Annotated in this window: 14 protein-coding genes and 1 tRNA gene; 6 read left to right on the top strand and 9 right to left on the bottom strand. The window is 73.6% G+C overall.

Going from position 1 to position 18,320, the window contains the following annotated elements:
* Nucleotides 1–252 precede the first annotated feature (252 nt).
* Complete coding sequence (locus tag ACIP64_RS10245) at nucleotides 253–564, top strand: hypothetical protein (protein WP_360905249.1); 312 nt, start codon at nucleotides 253–255, stop codon at nucleotides 562–564.
* A gap of 59 nt (nucleotides 565–623) precedes the next feature.
* Here ACIP64_RS10245 and ACIP64_RS10240 read toward each other — a convergent pair whose 3' ends face one another.
* Entirely contained in the window at nucleotides 624–1,091 is a 468-nt protein-coding gene (locus ACIP64_RS10240; protein ID WP_360905251.1) for a helix-turn-helix domain-containing protein, read from the bottom strand.
* Nucleotides 1,092–1,181: 90 nt separating this feature from the next.
* Between ACIP64_RS10240 and ACIP64_RS10235 the strand changes: the two genes are divergently transcribed.
* Complete coding sequence (locus tag ACIP64_RS10235) at nucleotides 1,182–1,676, top strand: PaaI family thioesterase (RefSeq protein WP_401583619.1); 495 nt, start codon at nucleotides 1,182–1,184, stop codon at nucleotides 1,674–1,676.
* Between the two features lie 53 nt (nucleotides 1,677–1,729).
* Here the strand turns inward: ACIP64_RS10235 and ACIP64_RS10230 are convergent, their stop codons facing one another.
* Nucleotides 1,730–3,388 (bottom strand): phosphodiester glycosidase family protein, encoded by a 1,659-nt coding sequence (locus tag ACIP64_RS10230; protein ID WP_401583617.1) that lies wholly within the window; start codon nucleotides 3,386–3,388, stop codon nucleotides 1,730–1,732.
* A gap of 702 nt (nucleotides 3,389–4,090) precedes the next feature.
* Between ACIP64_RS10230 and ACIP64_RS10225 the strand changes: the two genes are divergently transcribed.
* The 3 genes from ACIP64_RS10225 to ACIP64_RS10215 all read left to right on the top strand — a co-directional run bounded on the left by ACIP64_RS10225 (nucleotide 4,091) and on the right by ACIP64_RS10215 (nucleotide 6,974).
* The gene (locus ACIP64_RS10225) at nucleotides 4,091–4,651 is read left to right on the top strand and encodes a hypothetical protein (protein ID WP_401583828.1); all 561 of its coding nucleotides are present in this window, start codon (nucleotides 4,091–4,093) and stop codon (nucleotides 4,649–4,651) included.
* 611 nt (nucleotides 4,652–5,262) lie between these two features.
* Nucleotides 5,263–6,459: an amidohydrolase family protein gene (locus ACIP64_RS10220; RefSeq protein ID WP_401583616.1), complete on the top strand. Its 1,197-nt coding sequence runs from the start codon at nucleotides 5,263–5,265 to the stop codon at nucleotides 6,457–6,459.
* A gap of 146 nt (nucleotides 6,460–6,605) precedes the next feature.
* Nucleotides 6,606–6,974, top strand: a complete 369-nt coding sequence (locus ACIP64_RS10215) for a hypothetical protein (protein WP_401583615.1) — start codon at nucleotides 6,606–6,608, stop codon at nucleotides 6,972–6,974.
* 15 nt (nucleotides 6,975–6,989) lie between these two features.
* Here ACIP64_RS10215 and selD read toward each other — a convergent pair whose 3' ends face one another.
* Nucleotides 6,990–8,021 (bottom strand): selenide, water dikinase SelD, encoded by a 1,032-nt coding sequence (selD, locus tag ACIP64_RS10210; protein WP_401583613.1) that lies wholly within the window; start codon nucleotides 8,019–8,021, stop codon nucleotides 6,990–6,992.
* 98 nt (nucleotides 8,022–8,119) lie between these two features.
* Here selD and ACIP64_RS10205 point away from each other — a divergent pair.
* Nucleotides 8,120–8,212 (top strand) — tRNA-Sec (locus ACIP64_RS10205).
* A gap of 23 nt (nucleotides 8,213–8,235) precedes the next feature.
* Here ACIP64_RS10205 and selB read toward each other — a convergent pair.
* The 6 genes from selB to ACIP64_RS10175 form a co-directional block, all read right to left on the bottom strand.
* A complete protein-coding gene (gene selB / locus ACIP64_RS10200; protein WP_401583611.1) occupies nucleotides 8,236–10,038 on the bottom strand; it encodes a selenocysteine-specific translation elongation factor in 1,803 nt (600 codons plus the stop codon).
* Nucleotides 10,039–10,040: 2 nt separating this feature from the next.
* Nucleotides 10,041–11,378, bottom strand: a complete 1,338-nt coding sequence (gene selA, locus ACIP64_RS10195) for an L-seryl-tRNA(Sec) selenium transferase (protein ID WP_401583610.1) — start codon at nucleotides 11,376–11,378, stop codon at nucleotides 10,041–10,043.
* Nucleotides 11,379–11,671: 293 nt separating this feature from the next.
* The gene (gene nrfD / locus ACIP64_RS10190; RefSeq protein ID WP_401583608.1) at nucleotides 11,672–12,685 is read right to left on the bottom strand and encodes an NrfD/PsrC family molybdoenzyme membrane anchor subunit; all 1,014 of its coding nucleotides are present in this window, start codon (nucleotides 12,683–12,685) and stop codon (nucleotides 11,672–11,674) included.
* Nucleotides 12,682–13,707 carry a 4Fe-4S dicluster domain-containing protein gene (locus ACIP64_RS10185; RefSeq protein WP_401583606.1) on the bottom strand — a complete coding sequence of 342 codons (1,026 nt, stop codon included), beginning with the start codon at nucleotides 13,705–13,707 and terminating at the stop codon, nucleotides 12,682–12,684. The genes nrfD and ACIP64_RS10185 overlap by 4 nt, the downstream gene beginning before the upstream one ends.
* Complete coding sequence (gene fdh, locus ACIP64_RS10180) at nucleotides 13,704–16,994, bottom strand: formate dehydrogenase (RefSeq protein ID WP_401583605.1); 3,291 nt, start codon at nucleotides 16,992–16,994, stop codon at nucleotides 13,704–13,706. The genes ACIP64_RS10185 and fdh overlap by 4 nt, the downstream gene beginning before the upstream one ends.
* A gap of 84 nt (nucleotides 16,995–17,078) precedes the next feature.
* On the bottom strand, nucleotides 17,079–18,263 hold the full coding sequence (locus tag ACIP64_RS10175) for a cysteine desulfurase family protein (protein WP_401583604.1): 1,185 nt from the start codon (nucleotides 18,261–18,263) through the stop codon (nucleotides 17,079–17,081).
* Nucleotides 18,264–18,320: the final 57 nt, after the last annotated feature.

The raw sequence follows: 18,320 nt of genomic DNA, 5'->3' as shown, positions 1-18,320 counted from the left end.
ACGGCGAAAGTCCAGTTCCCAGGCGGCGCTTTGCCCCCTCCTGTCTATCTTTTGACTCCTGGACCCCCTCGTGGCACGGTCATATCTGGGCGTTTTTAGTGGCTTTGGCCACATTGGTCACGTCTGTAACGGCGGGACCACGTCCTCGGACGAAGCGCCCAGGTCGTACCGGTCCACCACGTAAGGGCCGGTGCGGCAGCGGTCGCCCCACGCGGACCGCGATCCGACGTTCCCGTCCCGAAGGGAAGTCCCATGCGCGCGAACATCACCACTCGTCGAGTCGCCGCGGCCGCCCTGGCGGCACCGCTTCTCGCACTCGCCGGCGCCGGCGCTGCCAGCGCCGCCACTCCGCAGGTCGCTCCCGCCACTGTGTCGTCCGCCCACTTCGGTGGCGGCGGCTGGGGCGGCGGCTGGGGTGGCGGCTGGGGCCGCGGCTGGGGAGGCTACGGCGGTTACCGTGGCTTCGGCGGCTACGGAGGTTACGGCGGCTTCGGAGGCTACGGCTTCGGAGGCTACGGGGGTTACGGCGGCTTCGGCGGATTCGGTGGCTACGGCTTCCGGTGATCGCTGAGCAGCACCCGGCCCGTGCCCGGACCTGTCAGGTCCGGGCACGGGCAGCCGTGTCAGGTGGCCGCGCGGGCCGACGCCCCGGGCCGCGTGGCCGCCTGACGGGGTGTCAGCGGCCCGTCGCCGTCCGTGCAGACGACGACCGCCTCCACCGGTGCGCCGCACTCGCGGTGCACCACCTCCAGGGGCGGTCCCTCGGGATCCGCGGTGTAGCGGTCGCCCCACTGCTTGAGGGCGATCATCGCGGGCCACAGGTCCCAGCCCTTGCGGGTCAGCCGGTACTCGTGCCGGGTGCGGCTGCCCGGCTCGCGGTACGGGACCGTGTCGAGGATCCCGGCGGCGACGAGCTTGCGCAGCCGGTCCGCGAGCACCGCCTCGGACAGGCCCATGTGCCGGCGGAAGTCGTCGAAGCGGTGCACGCCGTTCATCGCCTCGCGCAGCACCAGCAGCGACCATTTCTCGCCGATCAGGTCGAGGGTGCGTTGCACGGTGCAGTTCTCGGTGCTGGTCTCCAGCCAGGTCATGCCCGTCATCGTAAGCTGGCTTCGGCATTGACAGCCAGATGTGCGACCCTCTAACTTCGGATGCCGAAGTCAGCTGGAGAGAGGGCGGCCATGACCCGGTCACGCACGTTCGAGTGGAAGGACCCGAGCGTCTCCGCGGCCGCCGTCGGGCAGCGCAGCGGACTGGAGTTCCTCCAGGACATCGTGGCCGGACGCCTGCCCGCCCCGCCCATCGCCGCGACGCTCGGAATCACCCTGGAACAGGTCGAGTTCGGCCATGCCGTCTTCACCATGGAACCGGGGGAGGAGCACTACAACCCCATCGGCAGTGTCCACGGCGGCGTCTACGCCACGCTCCTCGACTCGGCCGCGGGCTGCGCCGTGCAGTCCGTCCTCCCCGCCGGCACGGGGTACACCTCGCTCGACCTGAGCCTGAAGTTCCTGCGCCCGATGAATGTGGACACCGGCAAGGTGCGCGCCGTCGGCAGCGTCCTCAACCAGGGCCGCCGCACCGCCCTCGCCCAGGCCGAACTGTTCGACGCCCAGGACCGGTTGCTCGCCCACGCGACCAGCAGCTGCATGCTCTTCCCGGTGCCGCCGCGCTGACAGCACAGCGGGGCGGCACCCGTACGGACGCCGCCCCGGGGGACCCTTCGGGGTCAGTGCCTGCCCGTCTCCGGGAGCACCTGGATCGTGTCGCCGACCGCGCGCTCACCGGTCGCGTCCGAGGGGACGTTGACGAGGGCGCCCTTGACCGTCATCGCCGAGGAGCCGCCGCCGTCGAGGTTGAGGGCCTGGACCGCGCCGAGCGACCGCATGAAGCGGGCGGCCTCGCCGAGCGTGAAGCCCTCACTGACGCCGGGCTGGCGCCCGTCGACGGTGACCAGGAGCAGACGTCCGTGCCGGTCGATCCCCGCGAGGGTGCGGGGCTGGCGGACGTTGGACCAGGCGAAGCCGAAGGACAGGTCGCGCGGGTCGAGCGTGCCCTCGGTCGCGGCGTCGATGTGGATCCGCCCGTTCTGCACGAGGGTCGGCGCCGCGCTGACGATGCTGTCGTCGGGGCCGAGGCGGACCTGCCGCCCGGAGGAGTCGCGGACGACCTCGCTCAGCGACAGCCGCCGGCCGGTCGCCGCGTGGCCGTTCAGCCAGTCCGCCGCCGCGCCGGTGCCCTGGAGGACCGAGCCGTCCTCCGGTACCGAACCGCCGCGCGCACCGGCGGAGACGACGACGCCCCGCTTGTCCAGGACCACCTGGGTGCCCGCGCCCGTGGGAAGCGCGGCCCGGAAGGCCGGGGTGAACTTCACCAGGTCGTCCGCCAGCGTGCAGGTGGTGTCGTGCCGGGGCTGCTCGGTGGGAACGGCGCCCGGGCGGCCGCAGTTGCGGAGCTTGCCCGGGACGCGGTTGATGCCCTGCACCGCGTACGAGGCGTTGCCGGACCGCACCGTCACGGTGGTCGACAGATCGGCGATGCGCGGCCGCCGGCCCCCGTCGCCGAGGATCAGCGCGGTGCGCGAACCGACGGCCATGGACTCCAGCTCGCCGTGCACGGCGGACAGACCCGCCATCGTGCCCTGGACGCCGTCGGCGTCCGAGGTGATGAAGAAGCCGCCGTTGACGCCGATCAGCGAACCGAGCCGGCCGGCCACCGTGGAGGTCTTCTCCCGGTCCGCCGCGTTGCCGCCGTCGCTGACCTCGATCGTCCCGCGCAGGCGGAACGGGTCGAGGACGGCGACGTGGATGCGCTCCCCGTCGGCGGCCTGCCGACCGTCGTAGCCGGTCCACTCGACGGAGGTGCGGAAACCGGCTCCCGTCATCCCGGAGTTGGTGGTGCCCGCCGCGGCCTGGGTGGCGAACCCGCCGACCCTGACCTGCCAGCCCATCGTGCCGTGCGGGGTGTCGGAGTAGTCGTCCCACGCCACGCGCTCCAGGCGGGGCTCGAAACCGGCGTCGCGCAGGCGCGCCGCGGTGGCGTCGGCCCAGGTGCGGTCCCCGAGCGGGGCCCACGTGGCCGCGCCGGTGAGGCGGTTGACGGCGGGCGCCTGCACGGTGACCGTCCACACCCCGGCGGCGTCGGCGTCGTCGAGGACGCCGGTGCGGACCTGGATGCCGGGGGCCACGTTCTGCGTGGTCCAGGCGATCCCGTGCGGGGAAGACGCAGTGAACGGGGCGGACACCTGGGACGCGTTGGACGACGCCCCGGCTGTCGCGGGCGGGACCAGGGCCACCAGGGCGAGGGCGGCGCCCAGGCCGGCCCCTCTCCAGGCACCGTGCCGTACCCGGCTCGTTCCGCGGCGTGTCTTCTCGGCTGTGACGGACATGCCTCTCCTGACGTACGGTCCTCCACGGTGCCGGAACTCCGGGCACCGCGATCGAACGCCATCCCAGCCCCGCGCGGAGACGCGCACGTCAACCGCCAAGGGCTCGTGGGAGAAACCTCGGTGACAAGCGCAGGTGTCCGCCGCCCGCTGCGAGGTGACGGTACATCAGTTGCGCCCGTGTACTGCCCTGACGGGCCGGGGCCCGCTGTGTCTTCCGGGAGCCGTGTCTTCCGGGAGCGCGTCCGGGCCTCCGCGACCGCCTTGTGCATTCCGTCGCGCGCGTTCATTTGTGGGCGACAACGATCCCCTTGAACGCGTATGTGAACGACATCGCCCAACAAAAAGAGAGGAAGCGGATCGGCCGGGTCCGGGGACACCGGCGCAATGCGGTGCGCCGGGATGGCGGGGAGGGCCGGGGCGCGGTGCCGACCCGCCCTTCGCGCGGGCGGCCCACCTGCGATGTCGGTGTCCCGTCGCACCGCGGGCACGCTTGCGAGATGCGTCACATCGAGCCGATGGTAACGATTTCTCGAGTAAGGGATCCGGGACGATCTGTTGTGATCACCTCACACTTCGGCGTACTAATCTGTCATCCGGTGTGCGGGTGTTCATCCGTTGCGGCTTTACCCGCCACGATGGATATCAGGAACGCCGGAACGTGCCATATTGGAAGCTGCCGACCGGTTGAGGACGAGAGGACACCTGGACTCAATGACGCACACCCCCCGGGACATTGAGGCCACGGCAGCGGCCCTCAGGGACGAGGCGGAGCGGCTCGAGGCCCAGAAGCAGGGACTCGAACGCGAGTTGGCGGCCGTCGCGGCACACCTCTGCTCCGTGCACAAGGCACTGGACGCCCTCCGCAAGCTCATGCCGTCGGCCGTCCCCGACACCGCCACGATCGGGCGCCCCAGGTCCGCCGCCCCGTCGTCCCTCGTCGGCCGCTACACCGACCTCACGCCGAAGTCCGCCGCCGAGGCGGTCAAGGTCGCGCCCGAGGCGGAACCCGGCGAACCGGGCACGGAGGGCGACGACGACGCCCACGCGACCGCGCAGCCGGGCTACGGCAGGCTCACCGAGCAGATCCTGGAGTACCTGGCCACCACCGACGGCGCCGAGGTCCGCGCGCGCGACGTCGCCGCCGCCCTCGGCCGGGACGCCAACGCGGGCAGCATCAACGCCGTGCGCAGCACCCTCGACCGGCTGGTCGGCGCGTCCCGCGCGCAACGCGCCGGCCGCGGCCTGTACCGCGCCGCCACCTGACCGTCCCGCGCGTCCCGGTGCGGTGAACGTGGTCGCCCCTGCGGTCCTCCCCCTGTCGTAGGTGAACACACTGCCGGAGTGCTGTTGTCGTCATGTGATCGTACAACGTGGTCCCGGCGGACCGGGCGCCGCGGCCGCCCTGTCACGTCCGCGGGGAACTCTCGGTGTACACGCACTTCTCGGGCGCTGAACAGCGGCTTTCACCTGCCGCCATGGCGCTGTGAAGGCTGCCGTCCCGGCCCCGCCATTCCTGGGAACGCCTCCGCCGGCCGCACACGGTGTGCAGAACGAGTGAAGGTGTGTGCCTTGCGTTCCGCACTTTGAGTGTCACTGAAGCGTGTATAGGGTTGGACCTCGTCTCACTGGCCGACGGTGGAGAACCGGCCGGCCGGGGACGACCGAGGGCGCGCGGCCGGAGCCGGAACGCCCGGAGCATGGCCCCGGGCGTCCAGGTCGGCGGCGCGGGCCTCATGTCCGCGGGCGCCACAGGTCCCCGCGGGCGGCGGCAGTGTCAACGGGGGCGGGGCACGGATGTGCCCTGCGGTAGGGAGCGCGACATGGTGGTGCGAGGAGACGTAAGAGGCAGGTCCCGGCCGAAGGGAAGCGGCCGGGTGCCGCGTCACCAGGTCCTGCCGGACTCCCACGCCGTGCGGGCCGAGGCGATGTTCGACGGCTTCTCCGTGTCCGGCCCCGTGACGGTGCACGTCCGGCGCGGCCGGATCGTCGCCGTGGACCGCACCGGCTCGGTACCGCGGGACACCCATGTGATCGACCTGGGCGCCGGCATCTGCCTCCTGCCGGGGCTCGTGGAGTCCGGCCTCCACCTGTCGTTCGACGCGAGTACGCACCCGGTCGCCTCGCTCGTGGCCGAGGACGACGACCAGGTGCTGACGCGTATGCGCGCGGCGGCCCACGAGGCGCTGCTCGCCGGCATCACGACCGCCCGGGACCTGGGCGACCGGAACTTCCTGTCCCTGACGCTCGCGGACGAGACCCTGCGGGAACCGCACCTCGGCCCCGAGATCCTGGCGTCCGGGCCGCCGATCACCACGCCCGGCGGTCAGTGCCACTTCCTCGGCGGAGCCGTCTCCGGCGAGGCCGCCCTGATCGAGGCCGTGCGGGAGCGGCACGCCCGCGGCTGCGCCGTGGTGGGGATCCTCGCCAGCGGCGGGGCCATGACGTACGGCTCGCCGGCCCATCTCCCGCAGTTCTCGGTGACCGAACTGCGCACCGTCGTCGAGGAGGCGCACCGCCTCGGCCTGCCCGTCGCGGCGCACGCTCACGCGACGACCTCCATACGGGACGCGCTGGCCGCGGGCGTGGACATCCTGGGGTACGTGAGCTTCTGGGAGGAGTGGGGCGTCACCCGCGACCTGGAACTGATGGCCCGCATCGCGGGCAGCGGCACCTTCGTCGGCCTGCCCCTGGGCCGGCGGGGCGAGCCCGTCAGGACCGGTTTCGACGGTCTCGCGCTGCGCGCCGACGGCATCCGGGCGGCGTCGGGTTCCCTGGTGCGGCTGGGGGCGCGCGTGGTCGTCACCTCCGGCGGCGGCGTGGCGCCGCACAAACCGCATGACGTGCTGCCGTACAGCGCCTGCGAACTCGTGGAACTCGGCATGACGCCCCTGGAGTCGCTGAAGGCCATCACCAGTGAGGCCGCCGCGGCGTGCGGGGTCGAGGGCAGGAAGGGCCGGATCCAGGCCGGAGCCGACGCCGACTTCCTGGCGGTCGCCGGCGATCCACTGCTCGATCTCGACGCCCTCCGCGACGTGCACGCGGTCTTCCGCGCGGGCGTCCGGATCCGCTGACGCCGCGGCGTCCCCGTCCGGACGGCTTGATCTGATCTGTCGTCCGCATGGTTGAACGGGCAATAATCGGCGATGTTGTGACGGTGCGACAGCAGTGTCACACGTCGTTGTGAGAGCCCACCCCCCACGGACACAAGGCGGATCGCATGACCAGTTCCAGGACACGCCCGCTCGCCGGTCTCGCCGCGGGCCTCTTCGGTACGGCACTGCTGGCCTTCGCCGGTTCCGTGCAGCCCGCCGGCGCGGCGACCTCCCCGGACGCCGTCTTCTACACCGGTGCCGGCAGGAGCGGATCCGCGATGACCGCGGACCTCGGCAGCACCGCCTGCCAGGCACTGCCGCGTCCCGCGCTCTCCGCGCAGAACCTGTCCGGCACCGACATCGCCGTCTACTACAACCCCGGCTGCCGTCCCGGCATCCCCGGCAGCAGCGGCGACACCGTCTTCGTCCTCGGCAGCCTCCACACGGCGGGCTTCGCCTTCCCCGCCCTCAGCTACCGGGTGCTCGACCGCTGACCCCCTGACCCGGGGTCAGCGGACGATCAGGCGGTTCGGGCCGGCCGGTGTCAGTTCGCCGACGACCGGGGCGCCCGGTACTTCGCCGGCGACCAGGAGTCCGCCGGAGGTCTGTGCGTCGGCGAGGAGGAGGCAGGTGAGTTCGTCGGTGATGCCGAAGTCGGTGTGGGCGGCGACCCAGTCGAGGTTGCGGCGCGTGCCGCCGCTGATGTGGCCGGCACGGGCCGCTTCCCACGCGCCGTCGAGGAAGGGGACGGCGGAGGGGTCGAGCACCGCCGTCACACCGGAGGCCCGGGCGAGTTTGTACAGGTGCCCGAGGAGGCCGAAGCCGGTGACGTCGGTCGCGCAGACCGCGCCCGCCGCCAGCGCGGCCTGAGCCGCGTCCCGGTTGAGCGCCGCCATCGTCTCCACCGCCTGCGGGAAGACCTCCCCGGTCGCCTTGTGGCGGTTGTTGAGCACGCCCAGCCCCAGCGGCTTGGTGAGCGACAGCGGCATACCGGGCCGCCCGGCGTCGTTGCGCAGCAGACGGGACGGGTCGGCGGTGCCGGTCACCGCCATGCCGTACTTGGGTTCCGGGTCGTCGACGCTGTGGCCGCCGGCCACGAGGCAGCCCGCCTGCGCGGCGACGTCCGCACCGCCGCGGAGCACTTCCGCGGCGAGGTCGAAGGGCAGCACCTCGCGCGGCCAGCACAGGAGGTTGACGGCCACGAGGGGCGTGCCGCCCATCGCGTAGACGTCGGACAGCGCGTTGGCGGCGGCGATGCGGCCCCAGTCGTAGGGGTCGTCGACGACGGGCGTGAAGAAGTCCGCGGTGGCGACCACCGCGGGCGCGCCGGGACCGTTCGGCAGCCGGACGACTGCGGCGTCGTCGCCGCTGTCGAGCCCCACGAGCAGGCCGGCCGCGGTGCCGCTGTCCGTCCCCGCCCGGGAGGCCAGCCCGGCCACGATCTCCTCCAGCTCGCCGGGCGGGATCTTGCAGGCGCAGCCGCCGCCGTGGGCGTACTGGGTCAGCCGCACGCCGGTCCGGCGGACGTCGGTTTCCGTCATGGTGCGTCGTTCCTTTCGTGGGAGGGTGCGCCGTGTGGCGCGTTGACAGGCCCGGGGGCCGCGGGTTCGATGGGCGCGTGGCCGGAACGGCGCCGCAGGGAGACGTACAGGTGCCTGGTGGCCCTCCCGGTCTTCAAAACCGAGGTGTCCGAGCAACTCGGGCAGGCGGGTTCGATTCCCGTCCGTCTCCGCCGGCACGTCGCACCCGGAGGGCTCATCCCGCGTCCGCCCCGTCCTCGTCCGGCGTCGGGCCCGCCCCGCGGCAGCGCCGAAGCGCCCCTTCGAGCCGCACCGTGCGGCCGTGCCGGTCCAGGTGTTCCAGCAGCGGGATCGCGACCCGCCGCGTGGTGTCGAGGGCGCGGCGCGCCTCGCTCGCGGTGAACGGCTGCTCCAGCCGCGCCAGGACGTCCGCCGCCCGCGCGTCCGCGCCCGGCAGCAGCACGATGCCCTCGCCGATCCGCAGCAGCGCGCCCGCCGCCTCGGCGGCGGCCAGCAGTTTCGGCGTCAGCCCGAGGTCCGCCAGCCGGTCGGCCTCCGGGGCGCGGAACGGCGTACGGGCCAGATCGGCGCGGACCGCGTCCACGGCCGCGGCCACGGGGGGCGGGAGCGCGGGGCGGCCCCGGCCGCCGTACAGTCGCCCGTCACTGTGGCGCAGCCCGGGCTCGGACGTCAGCAGCGCCTCGACCAGGGAGCGGTCCGGCAGCCCGAGCACCTGACGGGCCGCCTCCAGCGGCATGCCCGGTTCCAGGGGATGGCGCTCCGCGTGGTCGTCGACGGCCCGGCGCAGCCGCGCGCGCAGGTCCGCCCAGTGGGCCGGGTCCGCGAGCCAGTCCCCGGCCACGGGGCCGGACGGCGGGAGCACGCCCATGGCCAGGAGTTCCTGGCGGCGCACCAGCCCCCGGCGGCGCAGTTCCGCCGCCCCGTCGGCGGGCCCGGACGCGCTCCGCAGGTCGGCCGCCCGCGCAGCCGCCGCTCCCCGGCGGGTCAGGCGGGGCGGCCGAACGTCGAGGACGGTGATCCCCGCGGCCACGCGATGCCGCCCCGGATCGCGCAGCAGCGCGACGTCGGCGACGCGCAGCGGCAGGGGCGCGGCCAACCGCAGGCGTGCCGTGTCGTCGCCCAGCGGACGGACCGTCACCGGGACCGCCGCGGACCCCGCGTGCAGGGTCAGCTCACGGGGCAGTTCACGGGCGGAGTCGCCGCACAGCGACACGTCCGCCTGATCGGTCGTCAGCCAGCGGTCCGGGGTCAGCAGCGCGTCGCCCCGGCGCACGTCGGCGGACCCGGGACCGGTGATGTTGACCGCGACCCGCGCGACCGCCCCGACCTCCTCCCGCGGCTCCTTGAGGGACTCAAGTCCGCGCACCCGTACGGGCTTTCCGCTCCGCGCCAGGTGGAGGTGGTCGCCGACCCGCACGGTGCCCGCCCCGAGCGTGCCCGTGACCACGGTGCCCCGCCCCCGTACCGTGAACGCCCGGTCGACCCACAGCCGGACGTCGGCGGTACGGTCGGGGGCGGGCAGTGCCTGGGCCAGCCGGGCGAGCGCCGCCCGCAACGCGTCGAGGCCCTGGCCGGTCACGCTGCTCACGGCCACGCAGTCCACGTCGCCGAGCGAGGACTCCGCGATCCGGGCCAGGGCCTGCTCCCGTGCCGGGCCGGGGTCCGCGAGGTCGCAGCGGGAGACGGCGAGGACACCGTGCCGCACCCCCAGGGCGTCCAGCACGGCCAGGTGCTCCTCCGACTGCGGCTGCCACCCCTGGTCGGCGGCCACGACGAAGACGACGGCCGGCACCGGCCCGACCCCGGCCAGCATGTTGCCCACCAGGCGCTCGTGCCCGGGCACGTCCACGAAGGCGATGTCCCCGGCGTCCGGCAGCCGCGTCCACACGAACCCCAGGTCCAGGGTCATGCCGCGGCGCCGCTCCTCCGCCCAGCGGTCGGGCTCCATCCCGGTCAGGGCCCGCAGCAGCGCGGACTTGCCGTGGTCGACATGGCCCGCTGTGGCGACGACGCGCATCCTCACGACTCCCCGTCCGGCCCGGGGCCGGCGCGGCGCACGACAGCCGCCAGCGCCCCGTCGGCGTCCTCCGGCAGCGCCCGCAGGTCCAGCAGGCACCTGCCGTCCTCGACCCGGGCCAGCACGGCGGGGTCGGCCTGCCGCAGCCGGGCCGCGTAGGCGGCGGGCAGGGACACGGCGGCGCTGGGCAGGGTGACCCCAGGCGCCCCTCCGCCGCCGACCACCGCCCGCGTGCCGACCGCCCTGCTGTCGACGCCCTGCGCACGCAGCTGCTCCGCCAGCCGTTCGGCGCGCTCCCGCAGCCGCGCGGGGTCGGCGTGCAGCGCCGTACGGGTCGGGGTGGCGGGTCCGCGGACCGTCGCCTCCAGCGCGGCGAGGGTCAGCTTGTCCACCCGCAGCGCGCGGGCCAGCGGGTGACGGGCCATCCGCTCGACCAGGCCGGCGCGGCCGAGCAGCAGCCCGCACTGCGGGCCGCCGAGCAGCTTGTCGCCGCTCGCGGTGACGAGGGACGCCCCCGCGCGCAGCCAGGTCGCGGCGTCGGGCTCCTCGGGCAGCGCCGGCTCCGGCGCGAGGAGGCCGGAGCCGATGTCGGCGACCACGGGCACGCCGAGCCGGGCCAGTTCGGCGACCCCGGCCTCGCGCGTGAAGCCTGTGACGCGGAAGTTGGACGGGTGCACCTTGAGCACGAAGCCGGTGTCCGGTCCGACGGCCGCCGCGTAGTCCGCCGGCGTGGTGCGGTTGGTGGTGCCGACCTCCCGCAGCCGGGCGCCGGTGGAGACCAGCAGGTCGGGCAGGCGGAAGCCGTCGCCGATCTCCACGAGTTCGCCGCGGCTGACGACGATCTCCCGGCCCTGGGCGAGCGCGGTGGCGGCCAGCGCGAGCGCTGCCGCGCCGTTGTTGACCACATGGGCGGCCTCCGCCTCCGGCACGTACCGGAGCAGCGCCTCCAGCGCGGACCGCCCCCGCCGGGAGCGCCCGCCGGTGGTCAGGTCCAGTTCCACGTCCGTGGTCCCGGCCGCGGCCATGACGGCCTCGCGGGCCGCGGCCGACAGCGGGGCCCGGCCGAGGTTGGTGTGCAGCAGCACCCCGGTGGCGTTGAGGACCGGCCGGAGCCCGGCTGCGGTGGCCGGCAGTGCGGCCACGGCGTGCTCGGCGACGTCGGCGACGGGCACCTCGCCCGCCCGCGCCCGCTCCTGCACCCGCGCGACCACGTCCTTCACCAGACCCCGTCCCAGCCGCTCCGCCGCCGAGACGAGCCGGGGGTCCGCCAACAGCGCGTCGGTGCGCGGCAGTCGGCGCCGCTCGTCGGGCGGCGCGGTGGAGGCGTGCTCGCGGTCCATCTGGTGCACCTTCGCTCTGGCCCCACTGAAACCCCATCAGATTACGGGGACCGCGGCCAGGGGTGCCCGCGCCACACCGGTTCCTGTTGTGCGGAGGGGCCCGTCCGCGACACCGGGAGCGCCGGTCCCGTCGGCCTCGGCGGCCGTGGGCCCCGCCCGAGGCCGAGCAGCCACGCGGGCCACCGCGGTGTCCGGATCCGGGATGCCGCCCCCGGCGAGGGCCCGTGCGCGGCCCGCGCGCCTCAGCTCAGCGGCGCCGCTCGCGGTTGCACCGCGGAGGCGCCCGGGTCGTGTCAGCCGCTGTCGCTCCCCTGCGGGTGGCGGCCTTCGGCCCTGGCGTCGAGCCGCTCGCGCTGCGGCTTGACCACGTAGGCGGGGTCCTTCGTGGACTCGACCCCCGCTTCGAAGGTTCCGAAGCGCTGGAACGCGCTGCCCGCGAGCAGGGCCAGGCCGCCGAGCGCGGCGACGGTCCGGCTGCGCCGCGCGTAGGTGAGCGCGGCGGCCGCGCCGGCGATGGTCAGGTACTCCGAGGCCCTGCGCATCATGTGCGCGCTGCCATGGGTGAACGTCGAGGTCTCGAACTGCGGCTTGCGGTCGATGAGGTGGGCCGCCGCGATCTCGATCGCGGCTCCGACGACGGCCAGCCGGCGGGCCGGTGCCGCCTCGGCGACCGGCGCGCAGATCATCGCCAGGCCCGCACCGCTGGCGGCGGCGGAGCCGGTGAAGACGAACGGCAGTTCCCGGTGGGCCTCGTGCCAGGCCGGTACCGCGGTCTGGGAAAGCAGGACGGCCGTGTACGAGGCGAGAGCCGGGGCGATCGCGGCCGCGGAGATGCCGCTCAGACGCGCCGCCCACCGCAGGCCGGTTCCGAGAGTGCCCCGGGTGCGCCAGGACCTGGGCAGGAGTTCGACCATCGCGGCCAGGGAGCTGCCCGGCCCGTAGGAGAGCAGGATCCAGGTGCCCACCGACATCGGCGAGCTGGGCTTCGCCACCCGCATCATGTGGTGGAAGCGCAGCGGCCGACCGAGGTCCCCGATCAGGAGGTAGCTGCTGGCCAGCAGTGCCCCGAAGCCGCCGATGCGGCAGGACCGGCACAGATTCGGCCGACCGGTCAGGTCGGCGCCCGCGGCCAGCAGGGCGGCACCCGCCGAGAGTCCGCCGGTGAGGAGGTACGCGGGCACCATCCACTCCCAGACCGGCGGCTTGAGCACCGGGCGTCCGTAGTACGAACGGAAGTCCGCGCGGGGGACCATCGGCTCCTCGCCCCCGCCGCCTCCGACCGCCCTGCCGCCCTTGCGGCCCTTCACCGCGACCGTCCCTTGACGAAGACGGCGGCGGAGGCGGCCAGCATGGCCCCGGCGGCGACGGCCGCGTGCTTCCACATGGAGGGCAGGTCCCGGGTGGTGACGACCGGGTCCGGTGGCAGTCCGTAGACCTCCGGCTCGTCGAGGAGCAGGAAGAAGGCGCCGTCGCCGCCGACCCCGTCATCGGGGTCGCGGCCGTAGAGCTGAGCCTCGGTCACACCCGCCTCGTGGAGCTGCTCCAGGCGGCGGTCCGCCCGCTCCCGCAGCTCGTCCAGCACGCCGAACTGGATGGAGTCGGTCGGGCACGCCTTGGCGCAGGCCGGCTCCAGACCGCCCTTGAGCCGGTCGTAGCACAGGGTGCACTTCCAGGCCCGGCCGTCGTCGGGGCGCCGGTCGATGACGCCGTAGGGGCAGGCGGAGACGCAGTAGCCGCAGCCGTTGCAGATGTCCGGCTGGACCACGACGGTGGCGAACTCGGTGCGGAAGAGGGCGCCGGTGGGGCACACGTCGAGGCAGCCGGCGTGGGTGCAGTGCTTGCACACGTCCGAGGACATCAGCCAGCGGAAGTCCGTACGGGTCTCGGCGCCGCCGGCGGCGCCGGGCAGATCGAAGCTGGGGAAGCCCAGGTCCACCGGCTCTGTGCCCAGTTCACCGCCGGCCCGGTGGCCCTTGCGGATGGCCTCGGCGGCCACCTCGGCCGTCGTCTCCGTACCGGACGGTCCCGTCGGCAGACCGACCAGGCCGGAGTCCTGGGTGCCCAGTTGCCGTTCCTGCTCGATGAAGGCGACGTGCCGCCAGGTGCTGGCACCGAGCGAGCCGGTGTTGTCGTAGGACATGCCCAGCAGGTCGATGCCGTCGGCGGGCACGCCGTTCCACTCCTTGCAGGCGACCTCGCACGCCTTGCAGCCGATGCAGACGGAGGTGTCGGTGAAGAAGCCCACCCTGGGCGGATGGTCCTCGGGATGGCCGGCGTCCGCGGCCGGGTCCGCCAGGGGGCCGAAGAAGCTGTTCCGGTGCTCGCTCATGAGGGGTCCTCCGGCCCGTGCGTTTCGTCCGGCGCCCGGCGACGGCCGTCGGGTGTGATCCTGTGGGCACCGGTCTGCGTGGTGATCCCGGCGCGGCGCCGGTACTCCTCGACGTACGCCAGGAGTTCGGGACCGCGGGGGCGCCTTCCGGGACGGATGTCGCAGGTGAGCACCTTGCTCTCCTGGATCAGCACGTTGGCGTCCGCGACCACGCCGATCAGGTCGTTGACCACGTCGCCAGTGGTGAGCCCGGTGCCGCCCCAGTGGTACGGCATCCAGATCTGGTGCACCCTGCGGCCCTCCAGGCTCAGCGGGGCCAGCCGGTCGGTGACCACCACCCTGGCCTCCACCGCGGTGCGGCTCGTGACCACATGAGCCCAGCCCATGTGGTGCAGCCCCCGCTCGGCGGCGAGTTCGGGGGAGACCTCCACGGTCAGCCCGGGCTGGAGTTCCGCGAGGTAGGGCAACTGGCGGCTCATCGCCCCCGCGGTGTGGTGCTCGGTGAGCCGGGAGGCGGTGAACACGAAGGGGAACACATCGCTGTGCGCTTCCGGCGGCGAGGGGTTGTAGGGGTTGTCGGGCCGTGCGTAGACCATCCGGGCGGGGTTGGACTGCTGGCCGTAGAGCGCGTTGCGCACCGGGGACTCCTCCGGCTCGTAATGCGTCGGCAGGGGGCCGTCGACCAGCCCGGTCGGCGAGAACAGCGCCGCCTTTCCGTCGCCCATCATGATGAACGCGTCGTCCCCGGCCAGCGCGTCGGGACCGGTCGCGCCCGGCGGCGGCCGGAAGTGCGGCGGCTTGTCCACCTGGAAGTCGGGGATGTCGTCCCCGGTCCACACACCGCGTTCCTCGTCCCACCACACGAGGGCCTTGCGCTCGCTCCACGGCCGGCCGTCCGGATCGGCGGACGCCCTGTTGTACAGGACCCGCCGGTTCAGCGGCCACACGAAGCCCCACTGGCCTTCCGCGGCCGGGTGCTCGAAACGTGAGCCGCGGCGCCGTGCGTGGTTGGTCTCGTCGGCGTAGACGCCGCTGTAGATCCAGCAGCCGCACGCGGTGGAGCCGTCCGCCTTGAGGTCCCCGTAGCCGCTCACGGTACGTCCGGTGCGCAGGTCGATGCCGTTGATGTGGCGCAGGACGTCCGCCGCGGAGGGCTCGTCCCCCTCCTCCATGGCGTAGTCCCAGGCCAGGTCGAGGACGGGCCGGTCGCGCTCGTCCCGCGAGCCCTCCAGCTTCTCGCGGACGAGCCGGCCGAGGTGGTAGAAGAACCACAGGTCGGAGCGGCGGTCGCCGATCGGTTCGACGGCCTGGTCACGCCACTGCACCATGCGCTGCGTCTGGGTGAAGGTGCCGGACTTCTCCACGTGCGAGGAGGCGGGGAAGAAGAAGACCTCGGTCTTGCAGGTCCCGGTGGAGATCTCGCCCGTCTCGATCTCCGGCGCGTCCTTCCAGACGGTCGCGCTCTCGATCATCGCCAGGTCGCGGACGACCAGCCACTCCAGGTTGGCGATGCCGAGCCGCTGGAGCCGCCCGTGCGCGGAACCCACCGCGGGGTTCTGCCCGACCAGGAAGAAGCCGTAGACGGTGCCGGCGATCATGTCCATGGCGGTGCGGTAGGTGCCGTGGTCGTCGTTGATGCGCGGCAGGTAGTCGTAGCAGTAGTCGTTCTCGGCGGTCGCCGCGTCGCCCCAGTACTCCTTCAGCAAGGAGATCATGTAGGCGTCGGCGTTCCCCCAGTAACCCTTGCGCATGACATGGCGCACGTCGTCGATGAACCTGGTCAGGCTCGTGTGCGTGACGTTGGGCATCGGCAGGTAGCCGGGCAGCAGGTTGTACAGCGTCGGGATGTCCGTGGAGCCCTGGATGCTGGCGTGGCCCCGCAGGGCGTAGATCCCGCCACCGGGCCGCCCCAGGTTGCCGAGCAGCAACTGGACGATGGAACCGGCCCGGATGTACTGGGCGCCGACGGAGTGCTGCGTCCAGCCCACGCTGTAGACGAGCGCGGTGGTGCGCTCTCGGTTGGAGTTCTCCGTCCAGGCGCGGCAGACGTCCAGGAACTGCCGCTGGGTGATGCCGCAGACCCGCTCGACCATCTCCGGCGTGTACCGGGAGAAGTGCCGCTTGAGCACCTGGAGCACGCAGCGCGGATGCTCCATGGTGGGGTCCGTCGCGATCCGGCCGGCCGCACCGGGCGGCGCCTCGTGCCCGCCGGCCGACTGCGCGGGGGTCGCGGAGATGAGTGTGCTGCCCTGCCTCCCGTCGCCCTCGTCCTCGCACTCGTACGCCCAGCTGGTGCTGTCGTACTTGGCGGTCGCCGGGTCGTAGCCGCTGAACAGGCCGTCCAGGTCCTCGGTGTCCCGGAAGTCCTCGCTCACCAGGAACGTGGCGTTGGTGTACGCCCGCACGTACTCCTCGAAGTGCAGGTCGTTGGAGAGGATGTGGTTGACGACGCCGCCGAGGAAGGCGATGTCGGTACCCACCCTGATCCGCACGTGCTGGTCGGCATGGGCGCTGGTCCGGGTGAACCGCGGGTCGATGTGGATCACCTTCGCACCGAGGGTCTTGGCCTCGGTGACCCACTGGAACGCGACCGGATGGGCCTCGGCCATGTTCGAGCCCATGATGACGATGCAGTCGGACCTCGTGAGGTTCTCCGGGTAGTCCGTGGCGCCGCCACGTCCGAGCGAGGTTCCCAGACCGGGAACGGTGGCGGAGTGTCAAATACGCGCCTGATTCTCGATCTGCAGGGCACCGAGGGCGGTGAACAACTTCTTGATGAGGTAGTTCTCCTCGTTGTCCAGAGCGGCGCCGCCCAGGCTCGCGAAGCCCATCGTGCGCCGGAGCGGGTTGCCTTGCTCGTCCGCGTCCTGCCAGCCGCGGCGCCGTGCGTCGAGCACCCGGTCGGCCACCATGTCCATGGCCGTCTCCAGGTCCAGGTCCTGCCACTCCGCGGCGTACGGAGCCCGGTAGCGCACCTTCTGCTCCCGGTGCGGCCCGGTGACCAGCTGCTTGCTGGAGGAACCCTTGGGGCACAGGCGGCCGCGTGAGACCGGGCTGTCCGGGTTGCCCTCGATCTGGACGACCTTCTCGTCGTGCACGTAGACACGCTGCGCGCAGCCCACGGCACAGAACGGGCAGACCGAGTGGACCACCCGGTCGGCCTCCTCCGTGCGGGGCCGCAGACCGGTCGACCGCTTCGACTGGACCGCCTTGCCGCGGCCCAGCCGGTCGGCCCCGGTGAGCTGCCGGTACACCGGCCAGGCCTCGATCAACCGTTTCCAGCCCATCCGCCTGCTCCTCCGTGCGGTGGCCCTGCGTCCTCCCGACGCTACCGGCCGGGAGGCCGCTCGCAAGTCCGGGCCAGGCAGGTGTCAGGTGCGGGACGGTGCTGCGGCGTCGCGGACCGCGGTGGTGAGCAGGGCGGTGGCCCGGTCGATGTCGGCCGGGTTCGTCCAGCGGCCGACCGACAGGCGTACGGCGGCCAGGGCGCGGGTGTCGTCCAGGCCCATGGCCCGCAGTACGGGGGAGGGGGTGCGGGCGCCGCTGTGGCAGGCCGAGCCGGTGGAGGCGGCGACCAGCGGCACCGCGGCGAGCAGCTCGTGGGCGGCGGTGCCGTCGATGCTGACGTTGAGGGTGCCGGGCAGGCGGTGCCGGGCGGAGCCGTTGAGGCGGATCCGCCCGGGAAGCGCCTCGGCGAGGCCGTCGTGCAGCCGGTCGCGCAGCGCCGCGGTGCGCCGTACGCCGCCGCCGGCGAGTTCCGCGGCGGCCAGCTCCGCGGCGGTCCCCAGGGCGACGGCGAAGGCGACGTTCTCGGTCCCCGCCCGGAGCCCGCCCTCTTGGCCGCCGCCGTGGACCAGGGGCTCCAGGCCGACCCCCCGCCGTACGTACAGGGCCGCGACGCCCTTCGGGGCGTACATCTTGTGGCCCACGACGGTCAGCAGGTCCACGCCGAGCTCCCGCACGTCCAGTGGGACCTTGCCTGCCGCCTGGGCGGCGTCGCAGTGGAAGAGCGCGCCGTGCGCGCGGGCCAGCCGGGCCAGCTCGGCGACGGGCTGGAGGGTGCCCGTCTCGTTGTTGGCGGCCATGACGGAGACCACGGCGGTCCGCTCGTCGAGTACGGCGGCCAGGCGGGCGGGGTCCACCAGCCCCTCGCCGTCCACCGGCAGACGGACGACCTCGGCACCGTGCAGCCGCTCCAGCGCGCGGCAGGTCTCCAGCACGGCCGGGTGCTCGGTGACCTGGGTGATCACCCGTGACCGGCCGGCCGGGGCCGCCAGCACGGCGCCGCGCAGCGCGAGGGTGTCCGCCTCGGAACCGGAGCCGGTGAGCACGATCTCGTCGGCTCCGGCCCCGATCAGTGCGGCGACCTGCTCGCGGGCGCGGGCGAGGGCCGCCCTCGGCCGCTCAGCGGCCGCATGTCCGCTGGACGGATTGCCGAACCAGCGCTCCAGCCAGGGCCGCGCCGCCGCCGCGACCCGCGGGTCGACCGGTGTCGTGGCGTTGTAGTCCAGGTACACCGGGCCGCCGTCGAGGCCCGGATGGGTCGGCACGTTCACGGGCGGCCTGCGCCTTCCTTCGATGTCCGGTAAGGGGGCATTATTTACCATGTGTCG

The organism is Streptomyces sp. NPDC088733 (assembly GCF_044751185.1).
Taxonomy (GTDB): domain Bacteria; phylum Actinomycetota; class Actinomycetes; order Streptomycetales; family Streptomycetaceae; genus Actinacidiphila.
This window is presented reverse-complemented; position numbering and strand designations above follow the sequence as displayed.

What these genes read in the sequence shown, in the direction of transcription:
- selB (WP_401583611.1), bottom strand. Translation starts at nt 10,038, where the DNA reads ATGCGCGTCGTCGCCACAGCGGGCCATGTCGACCACGGCAAGTCCGCG.
- ACIP64_RS10245 (WP_360905249.1), top strand. Translation starts at nt 253, where the DNA reads ATGCGCGCGAACATCACCACTCGTCGAGTCGCCGCGGCCGCCCTGGCG.
- ACIP64_RS10185 (WP_401583606.1), bottom strand. Translation starts at nt 13,707, where the DNA reads ATGAGCGAGCACCGGAACAGCTTCTTCGGCCCCCTGGCGGACCCGGCC.
- selD (WP_401583613.1), bottom strand. Translation starts at nt 8,021, where the DNA reads ATGACGGAAACCGACGTCCGCCGGACCGGCGTGCGGCTGACCCAGTAC.
- ACIP64_RS10215 (WP_401583615.1), top strand. Translation starts at nt 6,606, where the DNA reads ATGACCAGTTCCAGGACACGCCCGCTCGCCGGTCTCGCCGCGGGCCTC.
- ACIP64_RS10235 (WP_401583619.1), top strand. Translation starts at nt 1,182, where the DNA reads ATGACCCGGTCACGCACGTTCGAGTGGAAGGACCCGAGCGTCTCCGCG.
- ACIP64_RS10240 (WP_360905251.1), bottom strand. Translation starts at nt 1,091, where the DNA reads ATGACCTGGCTGGAGACCAGCACCGAGAACTGCACCGTGCAACGCACC.
- ACIP64_RS10230 (WP_401583617.1), bottom strand. Translation starts at nt 3,388, where the DNA reads ATGTCCGTCACAGCCGAGAAGACACGCCGCGGAACGAGCCGGGTACGG.
- selA (WP_401583610.1), bottom strand. Translation starts at nt 11,378, where the DNA reads ATGGACCGCGAGCACGCCTCCACCGCGCCGCCCGACGAGCGGCGCCGA.